Source organism: Streptomyces sp. C10-9-1 (assembly GCF_024497955.1).
GTDB classification, from domain to species: Bacteria; Actinomycetota; Actinomycetes; order Streptomycetales; family Streptomycetaceae; genus Streptomyces; species Streptomyces sanyensis.
In genome coordinates this window covers 589,575-609,775 of sequence record NZ_JANHKP010000001.1, presented here as the reverse complement: position 1 = coordinate 609,775, position 20,201 = coordinate 589,575, and the positions used below count along the sequence as shown (strand labels likewise).

The 20,201-nt window shown below is 74.2% G+C and carries 20 protein-coding genes and 1 riboswitch; of the genes, 16 read left to right on the top strand and 4 right to left on the bottom strand.

Features of this window, described 5'->3' with window-relative positions; all coding sequences use genetic code 11:
- The 16 genes from NPS70_RS02570 to NPS70_RS02495 form a co-directional block, all read left to right on the top strand.
- On the top strand, nt 1-392 hold a 392-nt coding region (locus NPS70_RS02570), incomplete at its 5' end, for a biotin/lipoyl-containing protein (RefSeq protein ID WP_256522148.1).
- A 6-nt stretch (nt 393-398) separates the two neighbouring features.
- Nucleotides 399-1,373 carry a hypothetical protein gene (locus NPS70_RS02565; RefSeq protein WP_256522146.1) on the top strand — a complete coding sequence of 325 codons (975 nt, stop codon included), beginning with the start codon at nt 399-401 and terminating at the stop codon, nt 1,371-1,373.
- Nucleotides 1,374-1,446: 73 nt separating this feature from the next.
- Nucleotides 1,447-2,913, top strand: a complete 1,467-nt coding sequence (locus NPS70_RS02560) for an FAD-dependent monooxygenase (RefSeq protein ID WP_256522144.1) — start codon at nt 1,447-1,449, stop codon at nt 2,911-2,913.
- Nucleotides 2,914-2,958: 45 nt separating this feature from the next.
- Nucleotides 2,959-3,288, top strand: coding sequence for a TcmI family type II polyketide cyclase (locus NPS70_RS02555; protein WP_256522140.1), 330 nt, complete (start codon nt 2,959-2,961; stop codon nt 3,286-3,288).
- Entirely contained in the window at nt 3,285-4,556 is a 1,272-nt protein-coding gene (locus NPS70_RS02550) for a beta-ketoacyl-[acyl-carrier-protein] synthase family protein (protein ID WP_256522138.1), read from the top strand. The genes NPS70_RS02555 and NPS70_RS02550 overlap by 4 nt, the downstream gene beginning before the upstream one ends.
- Nucleotides 4,553-5,773 carry a ketosynthase chain-length factor gene (locus NPS70_RS02545; protein WP_256522135.1) on the top strand — a complete coding sequence of 407 codons (1,221 nt, stop codon included), beginning with the start codon at nt 4,553-4,555 and terminating at the stop codon, nt 5,771-5,773. The genes NPS70_RS02550 and NPS70_RS02545 overlap by 4 nt, the downstream gene beginning before the upstream one ends.
- Before the next feature lie 45 nt (nt 5,774-5,818).
- Nucleotides 5,819-6,088, top strand: coding sequence for an acyl carrier protein (locus NPS70_RS02540; RefSeq protein WP_256522133.1), 270 nt, complete (start codon nt 5,819-5,821; stop codon nt 6,086-6,088).
- A 104-nt stretch (nt 6,089-6,192) separates the two neighbouring features.
- Complete coding sequence (fabG, locus tag NPS70_RS02535) at nt 6,193-6,978, top strand: 3-oxoacyl-ACP reductase FabG (protein WP_256522131.1); 786 nt, start codon at nt 6,193-6,195, stop codon at nt 6,976-6,978.
- A 45-nt stretch (nt 6,979-7,023) separates the two neighbouring features.
- On the top strand, nt 7,024-7,968 hold the full coding sequence (locus NPS70_RS02530; protein ID WP_256522129.1) for an aromatase/cyclase: 945 nt from the start codon (nt 7,024-7,026) through the stop codon (nt 7,966-7,968).
- A 67-nt stretch (nt 7,969-8,035) separates the two neighbouring features.
- Complete coding sequence (locus NPS70_RS02525) at nt 8,036-10,483, top strand: SDR family oxidoreductase (protein ID WP_374211922.1); 2,448 nt, start codon at nt 8,036-8,038, stop codon at nt 10,481-10,483.
- Between the two features lie 411 nt (nt 10,484-10,894).
- Nucleotides 10,895-12,364 carry an MFS transporter gene (locus tag NPS70_RS02520; RefSeq protein ID WP_256522127.1) on the top strand — a complete coding sequence of 490 codons (1,470 nt, stop codon included), beginning with the start codon at nt 10,895-10,897 and terminating at the stop codon, nt 12,362-12,364.
- 171 nt (nt 12,365-12,535) lie between these two features.
- Complete coding sequence (locus NPS70_RS02515; RefSeq protein ID WP_374211919.1) at nt 12,536-14,176, top strand: acyl-CoA carboxylase subunit beta; 1,641 nt, start codon at nt 12,536-12,538, stop codon at nt 14,174-14,176.
- Nucleotides 14,173-14,430, top strand: a complete 258-nt coding sequence (locus tag NPS70_RS02510; RefSeq protein ID WP_256522125.1) for an acyl-CoA carboxylase epsilon subunit — start codon at nt 14,173-14,175, stop codon at nt 14,428-14,430. The genes NPS70_RS02515 and NPS70_RS02510 overlap by 4 nt, the downstream gene beginning before the upstream one ends.
- Nucleotides 14,431-14,501: 71 nt before the next feature.
- On the top strand, nt 14,502-15,419 hold the full coding sequence (locus tag NPS70_RS02505; RefSeq protein ID WP_256522123.1) for an alpha/beta hydrolase: 918 nt from the start codon (nt 14,502-14,504) through the stop codon (nt 15,417-15,419).
- A complete protein-coding gene (locus NPS70_RS02500; RefSeq protein ID WP_256522112.1) occupies nt 15,416-15,595 on the top strand; it encodes a hypothetical protein in 180 nt (59 codons plus the stop codon). Before NPS70_RS02505 ends, NPS70_RS02500 begins: the two co-directional genes overlap by 4 nt.
- A gap of 250 nt (nt 15,596-15,845) precedes the next feature.
- Complete coding sequence (locus NPS70_RS02495) at nt 15,846-16,685, top strand: endonuclease I family protein (protein WP_256522111.1); 840 nt, start codon at nt 15,846-15,848, stop codon at nt 16,683-16,685.
- Between the two features lie 167 nt (nt 16,686-16,852).
- Here the strand turns inward: NPS70_RS02495 and NPS70_RS02490 are convergent, their stop codons facing one another.
- The 4 genes from NPS70_RS02490 to NPS70_RS02475 form a co-directional block, all read right to left on the bottom strand.
- Complete coding sequence (locus tag NPS70_RS02490) at nt 16,853-17,299, bottom strand: hypothetical protein (RefSeq protein ID WP_256522110.1); 447 nt, start codon at nt 17,297-17,299, stop codon at nt 16,853-16,855.
- Between the two features lie 114 nt (nt 17,300-17,413).
- Entirely contained in the window at nt 17,414-17,854 is a 441-nt protein-coding gene (locus tag NPS70_RS02485) for an acyl-CoA thioesterase (RefSeq protein WP_256522108.1), read from the bottom strand.
- Nucleotides 17,855-18,105: 251 nt separating this feature from the next.
- Nucleotides 18,106-18,340, bottom strand: a riboswitch (cobalamin riboswitch).
- Nucleotides 18,341-18,468: 128 nt separating this feature from the next.
- Nucleotides 18,469-19,332, bottom strand: a complete 864-nt coding sequence (locus NPS70_RS02480) for a DUF4253 domain-containing protein (RefSeq protein ID WP_256522107.1) — start codon at nt 19,330-19,332, stop codon at nt 18,469-18,471.
- 305 nt (nt 19,333-19,637) lie between these two features.
- A complete protein-coding gene (locus tag NPS70_RS02475; protein ID WP_256522105.1) occupies nt 19,638-20,132 on the bottom strand; it encodes an Lrp/AsnC family transcriptional regulator in 495 nt (164 codons plus the stop codon).
- Nucleotides 20,133-20,201: the final 69 nt, after the last annotated feature.

The window sequence follows — 20,201 nt, the reverse complement described above, 5'->3', positions numbered from 1 at the left end:
AGGACACCGGAGCCGACGCGGAGGCCGTCCGCGAACGGCTGGTCGTCGAGGTCGGCGGGCAGCGCCTCGAAGTGGTCCTGCCCTCCCTTCCCGCCCTGGCGCGCGCGGGGGCCGCACCCCCGAGACCCGGCAGGTCCCGCCCCCGCGGAGCGGGAGCGCGCAGGGCCGCGGTCTCCGGCGACACGCTCGCCTCGCCCATGCAGGGCACCGTCGTCAAGGTGGCGGTCGAGGAGGGCCAGGAGGTCACGGAGGGCGACCTGATCGTCGTCCTGGAGGCCATGAAGATGGAGCAGCCGCTGAACGCCCACCGCTCCGGCACCGTCAAGGGCCTGGCAGCCGACGTCGGCGCCACCGTGAGCACGGGTGCCGCCATCTGCGAGATCAAGGACTGACGGCCCGTGGCACCACTGACCTACCACGATGCCGTGAGCGGGGCCCTGGAGCGGCTGCGCGGAGTCGGGTTCGAGCACGGACCCCGGTTCGTCAACCACGCCCCCATGGCGGCCGAGGCACTGGCCTGCATGGGATACGCGGACGCCGTGCCCGGATGGGTCGACGGCAACCTCCGCACCCACACGTACCACGACCCGCCCGGGGCACGGTGGACCATCGACCCGGCGGACCCGGAGGACTGGCGCTCCGCGCTGGGCCGGTTCGACCGCGTGGCCGACTGGACCGCCCTCTTCGCCAGGGAACTCGCCCTCGCCCCCTGGCGCGAGGTGCTGGCGCGGTGGTGGCCGCGGCTGCTCCCCGGGATGTCGGGCGTCCTCACCCACGGGGTCATCCGCACGGCCCACGCGGTCCGGGCGGTCTCCCGCGCGGAACCCGGCGCGGACGACCGGCTGCTCCGCGACGAGCTGGCCCAGGGGCTCGGCTACTGGGCCGCACGCTATGCCACCCACACCCGGATCAGCCCCGGCGACGCCTACCCCCCGCCCAACGAGGAGGCGGAGCCCGGCGGGAGCGCGACCGCCCTGCTCGACGGCCTGGTGGCCGAGTACTCCGGCGTGTACGCCTCGGTGCCCCAGCACCACCCGGTGCCGCTGATCCACTCCATCACCGGCCCCGCGGCCGTCCGCCTGGTCGTCGAACACCTGCCGGCCGCCCAGCACCACGTCTCCTACCGGGTGGCACGGGACGTCAGCGCCTCGATGCTCGGCTGGTTCTCCGTGACCAGGCCCGCCGACGGGACGGCCGGGCCCTCCGGAGCACCGGACCTCCCCGAGGTCTTCGCCACCGCCGCGGCCATCGGCGACGAGCACGCCATCAAGCTCGCCGAGGTCGCCGTACGCCACCAGGCGCTCGCCCCCGACCCCCGCCACGCGGCGGCCGCGCACACGGCGAACCAGGGGCTGGCCCGCTTCCGCCGGTGAACCGGCGACCCCCTTGCAGCGCACCGCAGGATCCGTTCCCCGCCCCCCCGGCGGGATCCCACGAGGAGGACCGATGGATGCACAAGTGATCGTCGCGGGCGCGGGACCGGCCGGCATGATGCTGGCCGGCGAACTGCGTCTCGCGGGCGCCGACGTCATCGTGCTGGAGAAGCTGCCCCGGCGCACCGGGGAGTCCCGCGGCCTGGGCTTCACCGCCCGGACCATGGAGATCTTCGACCAGCGCGGCCTGCTCTCCCGCTTCGGGGAGATCGAGCTCAGCAACGTGGGCCACTTCGGCGGCCTGCCCGTCGACTTCGGGGTCCTCAGGGGCGCGCACCAGGCGGCGAAGACGATCCCGCAGTCCGCCACCGAGACCGTGCTGGAGGAATGGGCCACCCAGCTCGGTGCCGACATCCGGCGCCGCCACGAACTCCTCTCCGTCACCGACAAGGAGGACTGCGTGGAGGTCGAGGTGCGCAGCCCGGACGGGGTCCGCACCCTGCGTGCCGACTACCTCGTGGGCTGCGACGGCGGCCGCTCCACCGTGCGCAAGGCGGCCGGCTTCGACTTCCCCGGCACCGCCGCGACCATGGAGATGTTCCTCGCGGACGTCAAGGGCATCACCCTCGAACCGCGCATGATCGGGGAGACCCTGACCGGCGGCATGGTGATGGTCGGCCCGCTCCCCGGAGGCACCACCCGGCTGATCGTCTGCGAGCGGGGCACCCCGCCCCGCCGCCGCGAGACCCCGCCGAGCTGGCAGGAGGTGGCGGACGCCTGGCAGCGGCTGACCGGGGACGACATCTCGCACGCCGAGCCGGTGTGGGTCTCCTCGTTCGGCGACGCCACCCGGCTCGTCACCGAGTACCGGCGCGGCCGGGTCCTCCTCGCCGGGGACTCCGCCCACATCCACCTCCCGGCCGGCGGCCAGGGGATGAACACCAGCATCCAGGACTCCGTGAACCTGGGCTGGAAGCTGGCCTCGGTGGTCCGGGGCCAGGCCCCGGAGTCGCTGCTGGACACCTACCACGGCGAGCGCCACCCGGTCGGCAAGCGGCTGCTGATGAACACCCAGGCACAGGGGCTGCTGTTCCTGAGCGGCGCCGAGATGCAGCCGCTGCGCGACGTGCTGCACGAGCTGATCCGCTACCCCGAGGTCAGCAAGCACTTCGCGGCCATGGTCGGCGGCCTGGACATCCACTACCCGCTCGATGGCGGCTCCCACCCGCTGCTGGGCCTGCGGCTGCCGCACGTCCCCCTCGAAGGGGACGGGCAGCCGACATCCAGCACCGAGGCCCTGCGCACCGGCCGGGGGGTGCTGCTGGACCTCCAGGACAACACCGAACTGCGGCGCCGGGCCGCCCCCTGGGCGGACCGCGTCGACATCGTCACCGCCACCGTGCCCGGCCCCACCGCCGGCTGCCTCGGCAACACCAGCGCCCTGCTGCTGCGCCCGGACGGCCATGTGGCGTGGGCCGCGCCCGGCAGCTTCGCCGACCTGCCGATGGCGCTGGACCGCTGGTTCGGCCCTGCGCGCTGAACCGGCGACCGGCTCCACGAGACGCCCGACACCTACGGAGACCCCATGCACAGCACGTTGATCGTGGCCAGGATGAACCCCGGGTCCGCCCAGGAGGTCGCCCGGCTCTTCCGGGAGTTCGACGCGACCGAGATGCCGCAGCTGATGGGCACCCGGCGCCGTCAGCTCTTCTCGTACCGCAACCTCTACTTCCATCTGCAGGACTTCGACACCGACAACGGCGGCGAGCTGATCGAGGCGGCCAAGACCGACCCGCGCTTCCAGCGGATCAGCGACGACCTCAAGCCCTTCATCGAGGCCTACGACCCGGCCACCTGGCGGTCCCCGGCCGACGCCCTCGCCACCCGCTTCTACGACTGGGAGGGACGGGGGTGAGCGCCCGACGCGTGGTCATCACCGGGGTGGGCGTCACCGCCCCCGACGGCATCGGGGTCAAGAACTTCTGGGGCCTGCTCACCGCGGGCCGCACCGCCACCCGCGGCATCACCTTCTTCGACCCCTCCCCGTTCCGCTCGCGGGTCGCCGCCGAGATCGACTTCGACCCGGAGGCGCACGGACTGGGCCCGCAGGAGATCCGCCGGATGGACCGGGCGGCGCAGCTGGCGGTGGTCACGGCCCGGGAGGCCGTCGCCGACAGCGGCCTGGACCCGGCCGGGGCGGACCCCTACCGCACGGGCGTCACCATCGGCAGCGCGGTCGGCGCGACGATGGGCCTGGACGAGGAGTACCGCGTCGTGAGCGACGGCGGCCGGCTCTGGCAGGTCGACCCCGCCTACACGGTCCCGCACCTGTACAACTACCTGGTCCCCAGCTCCTTCGCGGCCGAGGTCGCCTGGGCGGTGGGGGCGGAGGGCCCCGCCACGGTCGTGTCGACCGGGTGCACCTCCGGCATCGACGCCGTCGGACACGCGGCCGAACTCATCCGTGAGGGCTCGGCCGACGTGATGGTGGCCGGGGCGACGGACGCGCCGATCTCCCCGATCACCCTGGCCTGCTTCGACGCCATCAAGGCGACCACCCCCCGCAACGACGACGCCGAGCACGCCTCCCGGCCCTTCGACGGGACCCGCAACGGGTTCGTCCTCGGGGAGGGCTCCGCGGTCTTCGTCCTGGAGGAGCTGGAGGGCGCACGCAGCCGCGGCGCCCACATCTACGCGGAGATCGCCGGATACGCCTCCCGGTGCAACGCCTTCCACATGACGGGACTGCGCCCGGACGGGGCGGAGATGGCGGAGGCGATCCGGGTGGCGCTGCAGGAGGCCCGGCTGGACGCCGAGACCGTCGACTACGTCAACGCGCACGGCTCCGGCACCAAGCAGAACGACCGCCACGAGACCGCCGCCCTCAAGAAGAGCCTGGGCGAGCACGCCTACCGGACGCCGGTCTCCTCCATCAAGTCGATGATCGGGCACTCGCTGGGCGCCATCGGCTCCATCGAGATCGCCGCCTCCGTCCTCGCGATGGAGCACCACGTCGTGCCGCCCACCGCCAACCTGCACACACCGGACCCGGAGTGCGACCTCGACTACGTGCCCCTGACGGCACGCGAGCACCGCACCGACACGGTCCTGACCGTCGGCAGCGGCTTCGGCGGCTTCCAGAGCGCCATGGTGCTGGCCCGGCCGGAGAGGAGAGCGGCATGAGCACGGGCACCCCGCGCGCCGTGGTGACGGGCCTCGGCATCACGGCCCCCAACGGGCTCGGAACGGAGGCGTACTGGGCAGCGACCCGGGTCGGCAAGAGCGGCATCGGACGGATCACCCGCTTCGACCCCTCGGCCTACCCGGCGCGGCTGGCCGGAGAGGTGCCGGGGTTCACCGCCTCCGAGCACCTGCCCAGCCGGCTGATGGCCCAGACCGACCACATGACGCGCCTGGCCCTCGTCGCCACCGACTGGGCCCTGGCGGACGCGGGGGTGGTCCCCGCCGACCTGCCCCCGTACTCCATGGGCGTGGTCACCGCCAGCTCCTCCGGCGGCTTCGAGTTCGGCCAGGGCGAGCTGCAGAAGCTGTGGGCCGAGGGCAGCCAGTACGTCTCCGCCTACCAGTCCTTCGCCTGGTTCTACGCCGTCAACAGCGGCCAGATATCCATCCGCAACGGCATGAAGGGCCCCAGCGGGGTCGTCGTCTCGGACCAGGCGGGCGGCCTCGACGCGCTGGCCCAGGCCCGCCGCCAGATCCGCAAGGGCACCCGGCTGGTGGTCTCCGGTTCGGTGGACGCCTCGATCTGCCCCTGGGGCTGGGTCGCCCAGCTGGCCGGCGGCCGGCTGTCCACCGGCGACGACCCGGGCACCGCGTACGCCCCCTTCGCCCCCTCCGCCGCGGGGCACGTCCCCGGCGAGGGCGGTGCCATCCTCGTCGTGGAGGACGAGGCGGCCGCCGCCGAGCGCGGTGCCACGGTCTACGGGCACCTCGCCGGCTACGGCTCCACCTTCGATCCCGCGCCCGGCAGCGGCCGCCCGCCCGGACTGCGCAAGGCCGTCGAACTCGCCCTCGACGACGCGGGGCTGGCGCCCGGCGACATCGACGTGGTGTTCGCCGACGCCGCGGCGGTCCCGGAGCTGGACCGGGTCGAGGCCGAGGCGCTGAACGCCGTCTTCGGGCCGCGCGGGGTGCCCGTCACCGCCCCGAAGACGATGACCGGACGCCTCTACTCCGGAGCCGCACCCCTCGACGTGGCGACCGCCCTGCTCGCCATGCGGGAGGGCCTCGTCCCCGCCACGGTCACCGTCGAGCCGGACCCCGGCTACGACCTCGACCTGGTCACCGGGCAACCCCGGGTGATGACCGTCCGCCACGCCCTGGTGCTGGCCCGCGGCCACGGCGGATTCAACTCGGCCGCCGTCGTCGGCGCGCCGTAGCCCCTTCGGGACCCCTTTCCCCAACACGAGAGAACGGACAAGGACATGGACAACCAGACCTTCACCCTGGAGGACCTCAAGCGCATCCTGCGCGAGGGGGCCGGCGCCGACGAGAGCGTGGACTTCGACGGCGACATCCTCGACACCGAGTTCGAGGACCTCGGCTACGAGTCGCTGGCGCTCCTGGAGACGTGCGGCCGCATCGAGCGCGAGTACGCGATCACCCTCGACGACTCGGTGGTCGGCGAGGTGCGCACCCCGCGCCGCATGGTCGAGGTCGTCAACGAGCACCTGGGGCAGACGGCACCCGCCTGACCCTCCCCGACCGACCCCGGAGCCCCCGGCCCCGCACGGCCCGCGCAGCCCGTGGGCCGCTCCCCGCACCCCTTGCCGCATCCCGGTCTCCCGAAGGAGCAGCCATGCCCGAAAACCCCCGACCCGTCGCCCTCGTCTCCGGTGCCACCAGCGGCATCGGCCTGGCGGTGGCCCGGTTGCTGGCCGCGCAGGACCACCGCGTCTACATCGGCGCCCGTGACGCCGAGAACGTCGCGGCCACCGTCAAGACCCTGCGCGACGAGGGGCTGGACGTCGACGGCACGGTGCTCGACGTGCGCTCGCCCGAGTCCGTGGACGCCTTCGTGCAGGCCGCGGTCGACCGCTTCGGCACCGTCGACGTCCTCGTCAACAACGCCGGACGCAGCGGTGGCGGGGTCACCGCCGACCTCGACGACGAGCTGTGGAACGACGTCGTGGAGACCAACCTCACCAGTGTCTTCCGGCTCACCCGCGCCGTGCTGAACACCGGCGGCATGCGCGGCAAGGACCGCGGCCGGATCATCAACATCGCCTCCACCGCCGGGAAGCAGGGCGTGGTGCTGGGAGCGCCCTACTCCGCCTCCAAGCACGGGGTGGTCGGCTTCACCAAGGCGCTCGGCAACGAACTCGCCCCCACCGGCATCACCGTGAACGCGGTCTGCCCCGGCTACGTCGAGACGCCGATGGCCCAGCGGGTGCGGGCCGGCTACGCGGCGGCGTACGACACCTCCGAGGAGGCGATCATGCAGAAGTTCACGGCCAAGATCCCCCTCGGCCGGTACTCCACCCCGGAGGAGGTGGCCGGGCTGGTCGGCTACCTCGCCTCCGACACGGCGGCCTCCATCACCGCCCAGGCCCTCAACGTCTGCGGCGGACTCGGCAACTTCTGAGCCGCGCCCCGCTTCCCGAGCCGACCACCCGAGGAGACGAAGAGCATGTCCGATTCCCAGCCCCGCGAGGTGGAGCACGAGATCACGATCTCGGCCCCGGCCTCCGAGGTCTACCGGCTGATCGCCGACGTGGAGAACTGGCCGCGGATCTTCCCGCCGACCATCTACGTCGACCACGTCGAACGCTCCGACGACGAGGAACTCATCAGGATCTGGGCCACGGCCAACGGCGAGGCGAAGAACTGGACCTCGCGCCGCTTCCTGGACCCCGAGGCGATGCGCATCACCTTCCGCCAGCAGGTCTCGACCCCGCCCGTCGCCACCATGGGAGGCACCTGGATCATCGAGGCGCTCTCGGAGACCGAGTCCCGCGTCCGCCTCCAGCACGACTACACGGCCGTCGACGACGACCCCGCCGGGCTCGCCTGGATCGACGAGGCCGTCGACCGCAACTCGCGCTCCGAACTGGCCGCCCTGCGGACCAACGTCGAACTCGCCACGGCGTCCGGGGAGCTGACCTTCTCCTTCGAGGACACCGTGGAGATCGCCGGATCCGCCAAGGACGTCTACGACTTCATCAACGAGGCCGGGCACTGGTCCGAGCGGCTGCCGCACGTCGCGACCGTCAGGCTCTCCGAGGAGAGCCCCGGGCTGCAGACCCTGGAGATGGACACCCGCGCCAAGGACGGCTCCGTGCACACCACCAAGTCGTACCGGGTCTGCCTGGAGGGCGAGCGCATCGCGTACAAGCAGACCACCCTGCCCGCCCTGATGAACCTGCACACCGGCCTGTGGACCTTCCGCGAGACCGACGCGGGGACCCTGGCCACCTCCCAGCACACCGTCGTCATCCGGGCCGAGAACATCGAGCGGATCCTCGGGCCGGAGGCGGACGTGGCACAGGCGAGGGAGTACGTGCGGTCCGCGCTCAGCACCAACAGCCGCGCGACGCTCGGCCACGCCAAGGACTACGCCGAAGCACGGCGCTGACGCGGTGCGGGCCCCCCTCGCCACGGACACGGACGTCGTCGTCGTGGGTGCGGGCCCCGTCGGGCTGATGCTCGCCGGGGAACTGCGCCTCGGCGGCGCCGACGTGGTCGTGCTGGAGCAGCTCGACGCACCGACGAGCGAGTCCCGCGCATCCACCCTCCACGCCCGGACCATGGAACTCCTCGACCAGCGGGGCCTGCTGGAGGAGTTCGGCACGCCCCCGGCCGAGCCCATGGGCCACTTCGGCGGGCTCCCACTGGACCTGCGCCTGCCCGGACCCCACCCGGGGCAGTGGAAGGTCCCGCAGACCGACACCGAGGCCGTCCTCGGCGCCTGGGCCGCGCGGCTCGGCGCCGAGGTGCGGCGCGGCCACCGGCTCACCGGGCTGGAGCAGCACCCGGACCGGGTCGTGGCCGAGGCGGCGGGGCCGGACGGTGCGCGGGTCCGCGTCACCGCCTCCTTCGTCGTCGGGTGCGACGGCGAGCAGTCCACCGTGCGGCGCCTCGCCGGGATCCCCTTCACCGGGACCGACGCCCGCCGCGAGCTGATCCGTGCCGACGTCGACGGCATCGACATCCGCGGCCGCCGCTTCGAGCGGCTGCCGGGCGGGCTGGCCATCGCGGCCCGGCGCGGCGACGGCGTCACCCGGGTGATGGTCCACCAGTTCGGCCGCACGCCCCGTGCCGGAGAGGCGTCCTTCGCCGACGTGGTGGACGCCTGGCGCACGGTCACCGGAGAGGACCTGTCCGACGGAACGCCCCTGTGGGTCAACTCCTTCGGCGACGTCTCCCGCCAGGCCGACCGCTACCGGCACGAGCGCGTGTTCCTGGCCGGCGACGCCGCCCACGCGCAGATGCCCATCGGCGGCCAGGCTCTCAACCTCGGCCTGCAGGACGCGGTCAACCTGGGCTGGAAGCTGGCCGCCGCCGTACGCGGCCGGGCGCCCGCCCGCCTGCTGGACTCCTACCACGAGGAGCGGCACGAGGTGGGCCGCCGGGTCCTGTCCAACATCCGCGCGCAGGCCCGTCTGCTGCTCGGAGGCCCGGAGGTGACGGGCCTGCGGCAGGTGATCGGGGAACTCCTGCCCTACGAGCAGGTGCGTGCCCGGCTGGCGGGGATGATCAGCGGCCTGGACATCCGCTACGGCGGGGCCGCGCTCCCGGACGCGGGGCGCCCGGGCAGCGGACCGCACCCGTGGGCGGGGAGCAGGCTCCCGCCCGTCCCCCTGGTACTCCGCCCGTCCCGGGGCCGTGCGGGGCCCCGGGACGGTGCGGCGGAGACCCCGTCCGCGCACGGCGACCGGCCGGAGCCCGCGACGGCCGGTCCTGCGGACCTGCTCCGCGGCGCCCGAGGGGTGCTGCTGCTGACGGCGGACGACGCGGAGCGCCGGGAGGTGCTGGCGCGGACCGCGGGGCCGTTCGCGGCGGCCGTGGACGTCGTGGCGGCCTTCCCCCCGGAGACCGGCCCGGACGGGAGCTCCCCGGACGGCGCGGACGCCGTGCTCGTGCGGCCGGACGGATACGTCGCCTGGGCCGGCACCTCCGCCACCGGCCTCGAAGCCGCGCTCACCACCTGGTTCACCCGGGGCGCGGGGTCCCGGCGCGACGAGGGGGCCGCCAGGGCCCCGTCCACCGCCGGACTCGGGCCCGCCCCCGTCGCCCCGGCCTCCGTCCTCCGGGGCGACGCACCTTCCCGACGACACCCGTCGCACATCGGCTCACACATCGGCTCACACTTCGGCAGGAGAGAGAACATGGGCAAGCTCACCGGAAAGACGGCTCTGGTCACCGGCGCGAGCCGGGGCATGGGGCGGGCCACCGCCGAACGGCTGGGCCGCGAGGGCGCGCTCGTCGCCGTCCACTACGCCACCGGTGCGGACGCGGCGGCCGACGTCGTGGAGGGCATCGAGAAGGACGGCGGGCGCGCCTTCGCCGTCCAAGCCGAACTGGGGGAGCCCGGCGGCGTCCACGAGCTCTTCCTCGGACTGGAGCGGGGCCTGAAGGAGCGCATCGGCTCCACCGAGCTGAACATCCTGGTCAACAACGCAGGGGTGATGGGCGGAGTCGCCGCCGAGGACACGACGCCCGAGCAGTTCGACCGCATCTTCGCCGTCAACGCGAAGGCGCCCTTCTTCATCATCCAGCGCGCCCTGACCAACATCCCCGACGGCGGCCGGATCGTGAACATCTCCTCCGGGCTCACGCGCTTCGCCAACCCGGACGAGATCGCCTACGCGATGAGCAAGGGCGCCGTGGAGATGCTCGCCCTGCACTTCGCCAAGCTGCTCGGCCCGCGCAACATCACCATCAACTCGGTTGCGCCCGGCATCACCCGCAACAGCAACCCCGTGTTCGACATCCCCGAGGCGGTGACCGCCATGGCGGGGCTGTCCACCTTCAACCGCGTGGGCGAGCCCGAGGACGTGGCCGACGTCATCGCCTTCCTGGTGTCCGACGACGCCCGCTGGGTGACCGGATCGTTCGTCGACGCCAGTGGCGGGACGCTGCTCGGCTGACCACCGCCGGACCCGGTGCGAGGGCCGGTCCGGCACGTCCCGGCCCCGGCGCCCTGCACGCACGCCTGCCGTGCTGCCGGGCGCCGGCGCGGCCCGCCGCGCTCACCACCCTCCGCCGTGCGACCGTACGCACCGCGCACCGGGGCCCGCCCTCCGGGCGGACGGCGCCCTGTGCCGGACGGGCACTGAGGTGCGTCCCGCGGACCCCGGGGGCGCGCGACGACGGCTGCGGCACCTCGCCGCGCTGTGCGTCGCCCGAACGCCCCCGGTGTGCGACGGCCCTCCGCCGTGCGACGCACCGCAGCCGACGCCGCACGCCGAACCACCGGGGGTTGCCGGACAGGCCCCAGGGGCGGCGACCCGCTCGGGGCCGCCGCCCTCCCACCCCGACGACCGCTGGAGCACCGGACCATGACCAGCTCCTTCGTGCCACCGCAATCCGCACCCGCCCCGGCGCACCCGACCTGGAGTCCCCGCATGTGGGGGCTGCTGGTGGTGCTCGCCGGCAACATGCTCATCGACGCGCTCGAGGTCTCCGTGGCTCTCGTGGCGCTCCCCGCGATCGGCGCGGACCTGGGCGCGCCCCTGACGACCACCCAGTGGACGATCACCGGCTTCGCCATCGGCTTCGGCGGCCTGATGCTCTTCGGCGCCCGGCTCGTGGCGCTGCTGGGGCGGCGCCGGACCTACCTCGCGGCCCTCCTCTGCTTCGCCGCCGCCTCACTGGTCGGCGCCCTCGCCGAGGACCCCTCGCTCCTCACCGCCACCCGGGTGGTGAAGGGCTTCTGCGCGGCGCTGACCGCCCCGACCGGGCTCGCGATCATCGCCACGGCCTTCCCCGAGGGCCCGCCCCGGAACCGGGCCCTGTCCGTCTACACCCTCTTCGGCGCCGCGGGGTTCACCACCGGGCTGCTCCTCTCCGGCTGGCTGACCGGCTTCAGCTGGCGGCTGACCTTCGCCTTCCCGGCCCCGGTGGTCCTGGTCCTGTTCGCCCTCGGGCTGAGGCTCGTCCCCGGCACGGAGCGCGAAGCGGGCCCGCGGCGCCCGGACCCGGGCCGACGGCACTACGGCCTGCCCGGCGCGGCGGCGCTGCTCTGCGGCCTGCTCGCCCTGGTCCAGGGCGTCACCGCGGTACCCGCCCACGGGTGGTCCGATCCGCGCTCCACCGGCGCGCTGGCACTGGCGGCCGTGCTGCTGGCCGCCTTCGCGGCCCTGGAACGCACCTCGGCGCGGCCGCTCGTCCGCTACGGCCTGCTGCGCAACGGCGCACTGACCCGCTCGGCCCTCGGCGCGGCCTGCCTCAACGGCTCCTATCTGGGCCTGCTGTTCATCCTCGGCCACCAGCTCCAGGGCCTGGCGGGCTGGTCCCCCCTGAAGACCGCGGCCGCCTTCCTGCCGGCCGCGGCTCCCCTCGTGGTGACCGCGCTGTTCTCCGGCCGTATGGTCACCCGCTTCGGGGCACCGGGCCTGATCGCCGCGGGGGCGCTGCTGCCGCTCGCCGGCACGCTGCTGTACCTGCGGGCACCCTGGCCGCCGGCGTACGCCACCGGCATCCTGCCCACGCTGCTGCTGGTGGGGGCCGGCTTCGTGCTCTCCTTCGCCGCGCTGAACAGCCGGGCCACCTCCCGGCTCGAACCCGCCGAGCGGGGGGCGGGCAGCGGTCTCTACCAGACCGGCGTCCAGGTGGGCGCCATGCTCTCGGTGGCCCTGGTGGCGGCCCTGCTCGCCGGGTTCGCCCCGCCTCCCGGAGCGGACCCGGCCGAGGCGGCCGCGGCCTGCCGCCCCGCGCTGGTCCTGGTCGCCGCGCTCGGCGGCCTCGGCCTGCTCACCGCACTCACCGGTCTCACCAGGGCGCGAACCGGCGGTGCGCGGGCGCGCTGAGCGCCGGTACCCGACCGGCCCGCCGGGTGCGGGCCGCCCGCGGAGCGGCAGGCGGCGCCGCCCCGCACACGACACCGTTCGGCGGCTGCCCGGGGGAGACCCCTCCGGCGACGGCGGCCGGGCGGCCCCGGCAGCACGACCACCCGAAGCCCACGTTGAGGAGCGTGCACCATGTCGACCGACGAGAAGACGACCGCACGGACCACCGTTCCCGGCAGCACGGCGCAGAGCACCCCCACCCGGATCACCGCACGGGGCCACTGGACGGCCATGGAGCGCCTGGAGGAGCTCGGCCTCATCAAGGAGGAGGTCCGCAAGGGCCCCGATCCACGGGCCACCGAACGCCAGCACGCCAAGGGCAAGCTGACGGCCCGCGAACGCATCGACCTGCTGCTCGACGAGGGCACGTTCACCGAGGTCGAGCCGCTGCGCCGGCACCGTGCCACCGGCTTCGGCCTGGAGGACAAGCGCCCCTACACGGACGGCGTGGTCACCGGCTGGGGCAGCGTGCACGGCCGGACGGTCTTCGTGTACGCGCACGACTTCCGGATCTTCGGCGGGGCGCTGGGCGAGGCCCACGCGGCCAAGATCCACAAGATCATGGACATGGCCCTGGCCGCCGGCGCGCCGCTGGTCTCCCTCAACGACGGTGCGGGCGCCCGGATCCAGGAGGGGGTGTCCGCGCTCGCCGGGTACGGCGGGATCTTCCTCAGGAACACCAGGGCCTCCGGGGTGATCCCGCAGATCTCGGTGATGCTCGGCCCCTGCGCGGGCGGTGCCGCCTACTCGCCCGCGCTGACCGACTTCGTCTTCATGGTCCGCGGGATCTCGCAGATGTTCATCACCGGCCCGGACGTGGTGAAGTCCGTGACGGGTGAGGAGATCACCCACGACGGCCTCGGCGGGGCCGACGTCCACGGGTCGACCTCCGGCGTGGCCCACTTCCCGTACGACGACGTGCACAGCTGCCTGGAGGACGTCCGCCACCTGCTGTCGCTGCTGCCCTCCAACAACCGGGACCTGCCGCCCGCCGACCCGGCGGGCGACCCGGTGGACCGCTCCACCGACCGGCTGCTGGAACTGGTGCCCGCCGACCCCCAGCAGGTCTACGACATGCGCACCGTGATCGAGGAGATCGTCGACGACGGCGACTACTTCGAGGTGCACCCGGCCTGGGCCACCAACGTGGTCTGCGCGCTGTCCCGGATGGGCGGCGAGGTCGTGGGCATCGTCGCCAACCAGCCCGCGTCCCTGGCGGGGGTCCTGGACATCAACGCCTCCGAGAAGGCGGCCAGGTTCGTGCAGTTCTGCGACGCGTTCAACATCCCCCTGGTGACCCTGATCGACGTACCGGGCTTCCTGCCGGGAGTCGACCAGGAGCACAACGGCATCATCCGGCGCGGGGCCAAACTGCTGTACGCCTACTGCAACGCCACGGTGCCCCGCGTCTCCCTCGTGCTGCGCAAGGCCTACGGCGGCGCCTACATCGTCATGGACTCGCGCTCCATCGGCACCGACATCGCTCTCGCCTGGCCCTCGAACGAGATCGCCGTCATGGGCGCCGAGGGCGCGGCCAACGTCATCTTCCGGCGCGAGATCGCCGACGCCGACGACCCGGAGGCGGTCCGGCAGCAGAAGATCAAGGAGTACCAGGTCGAGCTGATGCATCCCTACTACGCGGCCGAGCGCGGGCTCGTGGACGACGTCATCGACCCGCGCCGCACCCGGCAGACCATCATCCGGTCCCTCGCGATGCTCCGCAACAAGCACGCCGACCTGCCGTCGCGCAAGCACGGCAACCCGCCGCAGTGAGCGCGCCCGGCAAGGAGGCGCCGGCGGCGGGCACGCCGGACGCGGCCGCCGTGCGCATCGTGCGCGGGCGGCCCACCGCGGCCGACCTCGCCGCCCTGACCGCGGTGCTGCTGACCCGTCTCGCGGAGCCGGCCGGACCCTCCGGGGAGGACGGCGCCGCGGGCACCCGCACGGCGGGCTGGCGCCGCCCGGAGCGAACGGCACCGCACCGCGACCCGCGCGGCTGGCGGGGCTCGGGAAGCGGCAGGGGCTGAGCCGGCCCCCCCGGCCCGCGCTCCGCCGCGCGGCCCACGCCATCCGTCCCCACGGAAGGAGTCCTCATCCGATGGCCCAGCTGCCCGCCACCGGCCGCGCCGCACCCGTACCGCGGGTCCGCGCGACCGCCCTGGACGCCGACGGCCTCAGCCTCTCCGCCCTGCTCGCCGAGCCGGTGGGCGCGGCACCGCGCGCGGTCCTCGTGGCCCTGCACGGCGGAGGCATGCGCGCCGGCTACTTCGACAACCGGGCCCGCCCCGGCCTCTCCCTCCTCACCCTGGGAGCCCAGCTCGGCTACACGGTGCTCGCCGTCGACCGCCCCGGATACGGCAGCTCCGCCGTACCGCTTCCCCGGGGCATGGCCGTCGAGGAGGCGGCCGCCGTGCTCGGCGCCGCGCTGGCCGGCTTCTCGGCGCGGCACGACACCGGCGCCGGCGTGTTCCTGGTCGCCCACAGCTTCGGGGGCAAGCTCGCCCTGGCGGCCGCCGACGTGCTCGGGGACGACCTGATCGGCATGGACGTCTCCGGGCTCGGGAGCCGCCTCGCGGTCGCCCCGCACCAACTGCCGGGCCCGGGGCGGCAGGGCGAGTGGCGCAGGCACTGGGGCGCCCTGCGCCTCTACCCGCCGGACGCGTTCCGGCTGGGCCGGGCCCTGATCGCGCCGGTTCCGGAGATCGAGGCGGCCGAGGGCCCCCGGTGGCCGGTGCTCCACCGGCAACTCGCCGCCCGGGTACGGGTCCCCGTCCGCTTCACCTTCGCGGAGCAGGAGCAGTGGTGGCGGTGCGACGCGGCGGCCGTGGCGGATCTGACCGCGCCGTTCACGTCCGCTCCGGTCCGCGTCGACCACCAGCCGGACGCGGGGCACAACATCAGCCTCGGCTGGGCGGCCCGCACGTACCACCTGCGGGTGTGCGGGTTCCTGGAGGAGTGCCTCCTCGCACGCGCCGCGGCGCCGCCGCGGCGCCCGGCCGAGGCGGCGGCCGTATGACGACGGGAGGCACCATGGAGAACCTCGTGCTCGACCGCGACGCCGTGCCACCACCCCCGCGCGCCCGCCCGGCCGGGCCGCCGCGCGCGCTCCCCGGGCGCCCGCTGCGGCCGGCCCTGCTGGCGGGGGAGGACGTGGACGCCCCGGACCGGCACATCTTCCGGGGGACCGACTGAGGGACGCAGGGGCGTGCCCCGGCCCGGCAGGCGCCGTGCCGGGTGTACGCCCGGCCGTCGCACGCGGGGTGCTCTTCACGCTGTCGGCACGTGATCGGCACATGCCGTCCACTCAGACATGACTTGATCATGTCAAGCTGCTCTGGCTTGGAACCAATGTTCGCACCCGCCTGCCGGGCAGTGCGCCGGAACCCGCCCGAGCGCCGGGCCGGGGCTTCTGCCCGCCCGAACGGAGAGGACACCCCCACTCATGTCCGCTCACCGCACACGCCGCCCATGGCTGCTTCCCGTCGTCGCATGCGCGGCCGCCGTCGCGACGGCGGTCCCCGTCGCCGCCTCCGCCACCGACGCCCCGCGCGCCGCGTCCCCGACCGCCCCGACCGCCGCGACCGCCGCCGGGGCGTGGGACGGCACCTACTACGAGGACGCCCTGGGCAAGACCGGCACCGCGCTCAAGGCAGCCCTGCACACGACGATCAGCGAGCAGACCGTGCTGTCCTACTCCCAGGTCTGGGACGCGCTGAAGACCACCGACGAGGACCCGGCCGACCCGGACAACGTGCTGCTGCTCTACTCCGGCCGGTCCCAGGCGAAGAACACCAACGGCGGCGGTGCCGACGACTGGAACCGCGAGCACGTCTGGGCCAAGTCCCACGGCGGCTTCGGCACCTCGAAGGGCCCCGGCACCGACATCCACCACCTGCGTCCCACCGACGTCTCCGTCAACTCCGCACGCGGCAACCTGGACTTCGACGAGGGCGGTTCACCGGTCGCCGAGGCGACCGACTGCTACCGGGACTCCGACAGCTTCGAGCCCCGCGACGCCGTCAAGGGCGACGTCGCCCGGATGATCCTCTACATGACCGTGCGCTACGAGGGCGGCGACGGCCATGCCGACCTCGAAGCCAACGACCAGGTGGACAACGGCAGTTCCCCGTTCATGGGCCGCCTGTCCGTGCTGCGCCAGTGGAACCTTCAGGACCCGCCCGACGCCTTCGAGCAGACCCGCAACGACCGGATCTTCGCCATCCAGGGCAACCGGAACCCCTTCATAGACCACCCCGAGTGGGTCGAGGACATCTGGGGGTAGCCGCTGCGGGGCGGGGCCCCGACCACTCGGCCGGTTCCGGACCGCCCGGCGGTACCGCGCCCACCGCCGACGGGCGCCCGGCCACGTGGCACAGGCGCAGCGTCGGCGGGCCCGCCGGGCCGGGAGTCCGGATGCCCCGGTCCCGACCCGGGGTGCGCGGGGAGGCGTCAGGCCCTCCCCGTGCACCCCGGTGAGGCGGCGACCGCCGTGCCGTAGGCCAGGAGGAGTTCCCTGGCGGCGGCGTCCTCGAAGCTTCTGTCGACGATCGTCACCCGGACGAAGAGCCGGTTCAGGTCCGGGTGGTCCTCGGCGGCCACCGGGCAGGAAATCCGCTGCGCACCTCCCCACTCGGACCACATGCAGGTCCCGTCGTCGCTCTCGTACTCGGCGAGGTCGGCATAGGGGTTGCTCAGCGCGACCCGGCGGACGGAGGGGTCGTCCTTCCACTCGGAGAAGACGCCCAGCGCGGGGTCTTCGTCGCCGACGAACACCTCGCAGTGGATGCGCCCCACCTCTGTGGAGAGGGCTTCCATGGTGAGGGTTCTGCCGTCGTCCGGCAGCACCAGGTCCAGTACGGAGGGCGGCACGGGAAAGAAGCGGTCGTTGCGGCGCACGTCGGGATTCGGCCCTGTGCGGCGGGGCGGTGTGGCGGCCTTGACCGGGGGAGCGCGCCTCGCCCCGACGGCACGAGGCGGCGCCGCGGGTCCTCGCGCCGCCCCGTGCGGTGGCTACGCCGGGTCGTCCGCCGCCGCCAGCCCCGGAACGGTCCGCGGGCGGCCCTGCTCGTCGATGGCCACGAAGGTCAGCCGGGCGGTGGCCACCTCGGTGGGGGGAGTGGTCGTGGCGTTCCAGCGCTCTGCCGACACACGGACGGCCACCGTCATCGAGGTGCGGCCCGCTCGCTCCAGCTCCGCGTGGACGGTCAGCAGGTCCCCGGCGCGCGCGGGGGAGAGGAAGGTCATCCGGTCCACGGAGGCCGTGACGGCCGGGCCGTCGGCGTGGCGGCCCGCCGACGCCGCGGCCGCGTCGTCGATCAGCTTCATCACCACGCCGCCGTGGATGGTCCCGTAGAGGTTGGTGTCGTGCTCGCTCATGATGGTGGCGAGGGTGACACGGGAGTCGGCCGGTGCCTTGTGGGCCCGCTCGCCGACGGTGGTGCCGGTGTTCATGTCTTCAGCTCCGTACGAGGCGGGCGGCCGCCGATCGTGAGGGCAGCCGCCGCCCGGTGCTTGGGGGCCGGGGCGGATCTCGCCCCCGTCCCGGGGCGGGGGTACCCGGACACGGTGGTGTGCGCGGTCGCGCACCTCTCCTCCGCGGGCCGGGTCGGCGATCCCGGAAGGGGCGCGGACGCGAAGGGGCGGTGGGCGCGGAAGGCCCCTGCCGCCGACCCGCCCTCGAGGTCCCGGGATCTCCGTGCGTGTCGTCGAGCACGGGCAGCGGCAGGTCTTCGGACTCGCGGGCCCGGCCGCGAACGCCGGGGCGTCTGCGGGCCGCCTACTGGCCGTCGCTTCCCGGGCACCTTCCGACGGGCCCAGTGCGTGAGACGGCGGTCGTTCCCACTCACCGCTGCGGGGCAGTCCCGGACTTCCACCGGGTTCCCTCTTGCGACGCATCCCGTCTGGCGGACGGGGCGAACCAGCTGCAGCGCACACTCTACGGGCTGCCCCGTCCCGCCCGGCGGGCGATCCTCCGGGCAGGACGTGACGGGCCGCCGCACGGCGCCGCGGCCCCGCCCGGCACGGCGGACGGGCGCGCTCCCGCCCGTTGCCGACGGCGGCGCCGCTCAGTCCCTGTGGTCGGCCCAGGAGTCCCAGTGGTGGACCCAGGTGCGCCGCCCGAGGATCTCGTGGACGGCGTAGTCGCGCAGCGTGGTGTGGCCGCTGCGGACGAGGTCGTCCGGGCAGAAGGCGGCGTGCTCGGCGGCCACGGCCTCGGCGTGGGCCGCGGTGGCCGGCGGCGCGGCGACCGAGAGGACGAGCCGGTCCGCGCCGAGCGCGACGACCCGGGTGCCGAAGCGCTCACCCCAGCTGCGCAGGACGGCGCTGAGGGCGCCGGGGTCGTCCTCGTGGCTCAGGGAGCCCGACCAGCCGCAGGCCGCGGGGATGTCGGCGTTGCACTCAGCGGACACCAGCGCGAGACGCGGATCCCGCAGCCAGGAGCCCGCACCGGCCAGTGCGTCCGCGGTCCGGGCCGCCAGGGCGTCGGGGTCGTCCCCGGAGGCGACCGCGGGGGCGAGCCCCGGCCACGGTGCGTCGAAGGGGGCCGCCGTCCCGCCCGAACCGGGTGCCTCGGCCTCCTGCCGGGCCCGCTTCTCCCGGACCTCCCCCCAGAGACGGTCCAGCATCTCCTCGGCACCGAGGTCCTCCGGATAGGACAGGTTTCCGCACAGCAGGTCCCACTTCTCCGGACCGCCCGCCGGGCCGCCGACGTCCACCAGCACCGGCACCAGGTCCGCCGCCCGCAGCGCGGGTTCCTGCGCCGACCACTGCCCGGGCTCCGCGCGGGTGTCCGCCAGCCACAGCAGCGGGTACGGCCACTGCCCCTGGTAGGTCTCGTCCACCAGTCTCCCCGGGGGCAGTTCGAGGCCGAGGGTGCCGCCGCTCGGATCGGCCGCGAGCGTGATCAGGTTGTTCGTGTCCGTCAGCATGGACAGTGACAGTAGAGGCCGGCGCCGACAGCCGGGTGACGGGGCCCGGGACTCAACGGCTCCCCGGGGCCGGGACGTTCTGGTCCCGCGGTGGTAGGGGCGGCGCTGCGGACCGCCTCCGGCAGGTACTCCTCCAGGGGCGCGGCGTCGTCGGTGCCCCCCGGGCCCCGAGCGGCACCCGTGGGCCCGCCGCCGCGACCCGGGTCAGGACGGTTCCCGGGCCTCCCGGCAGGCAGGCCGGCGCGGGCACGGGCGGGGTCTCCTGCCGGACGGTTCCCGGTCGCGGGGGCTCCGGCGGGCGCCCCTCACCGCCCGCGGGTGCCGGGCGCGGGGTGGGCCGGGAGGTCCGGCCGGGGGAACACCCGGGACTGCTTCACGCTGCCGAAGGCGAAGCTCGACTCGATCGAGGCGATACCCGGGATGGCGTGGATCCGGGTGCGCACCAGTACCTCGTAGGCCTCCAGGCTCTCGATGACGACCCTCAGCAGGTAGTCGCTGCTGCCCGCCATCAGATAGCAGTCCTGGATGTGCTCGATGAGCCCGACGTGCTCCTCGAAGACGTTGACGGCCTCGGCCGTGTGGCGCTCCAGCCGGACCCGGACGAACACCGTGATCGGGAGGCCGAAGGCGACCTGGTCCACCATCGCGGTGTAGCCGCTGATCAGGCCGGACTCCTCCAGCCGGCGTACCCGCCGCAGACAGGGCGAGGGGGACAGCCGCACCCGGTCGGCGAGGTCCTGGTTCGACAGGCGCCCGTCCGCCTGCAGCGCGTGGACGATCTGGAGATCGACGGCGTCCATGACGTACTCCTTGGCAGATCCTGCCCCAAAACTACGCCTGGGAGGCAGAACTAGCAATCGCCTGCCCCG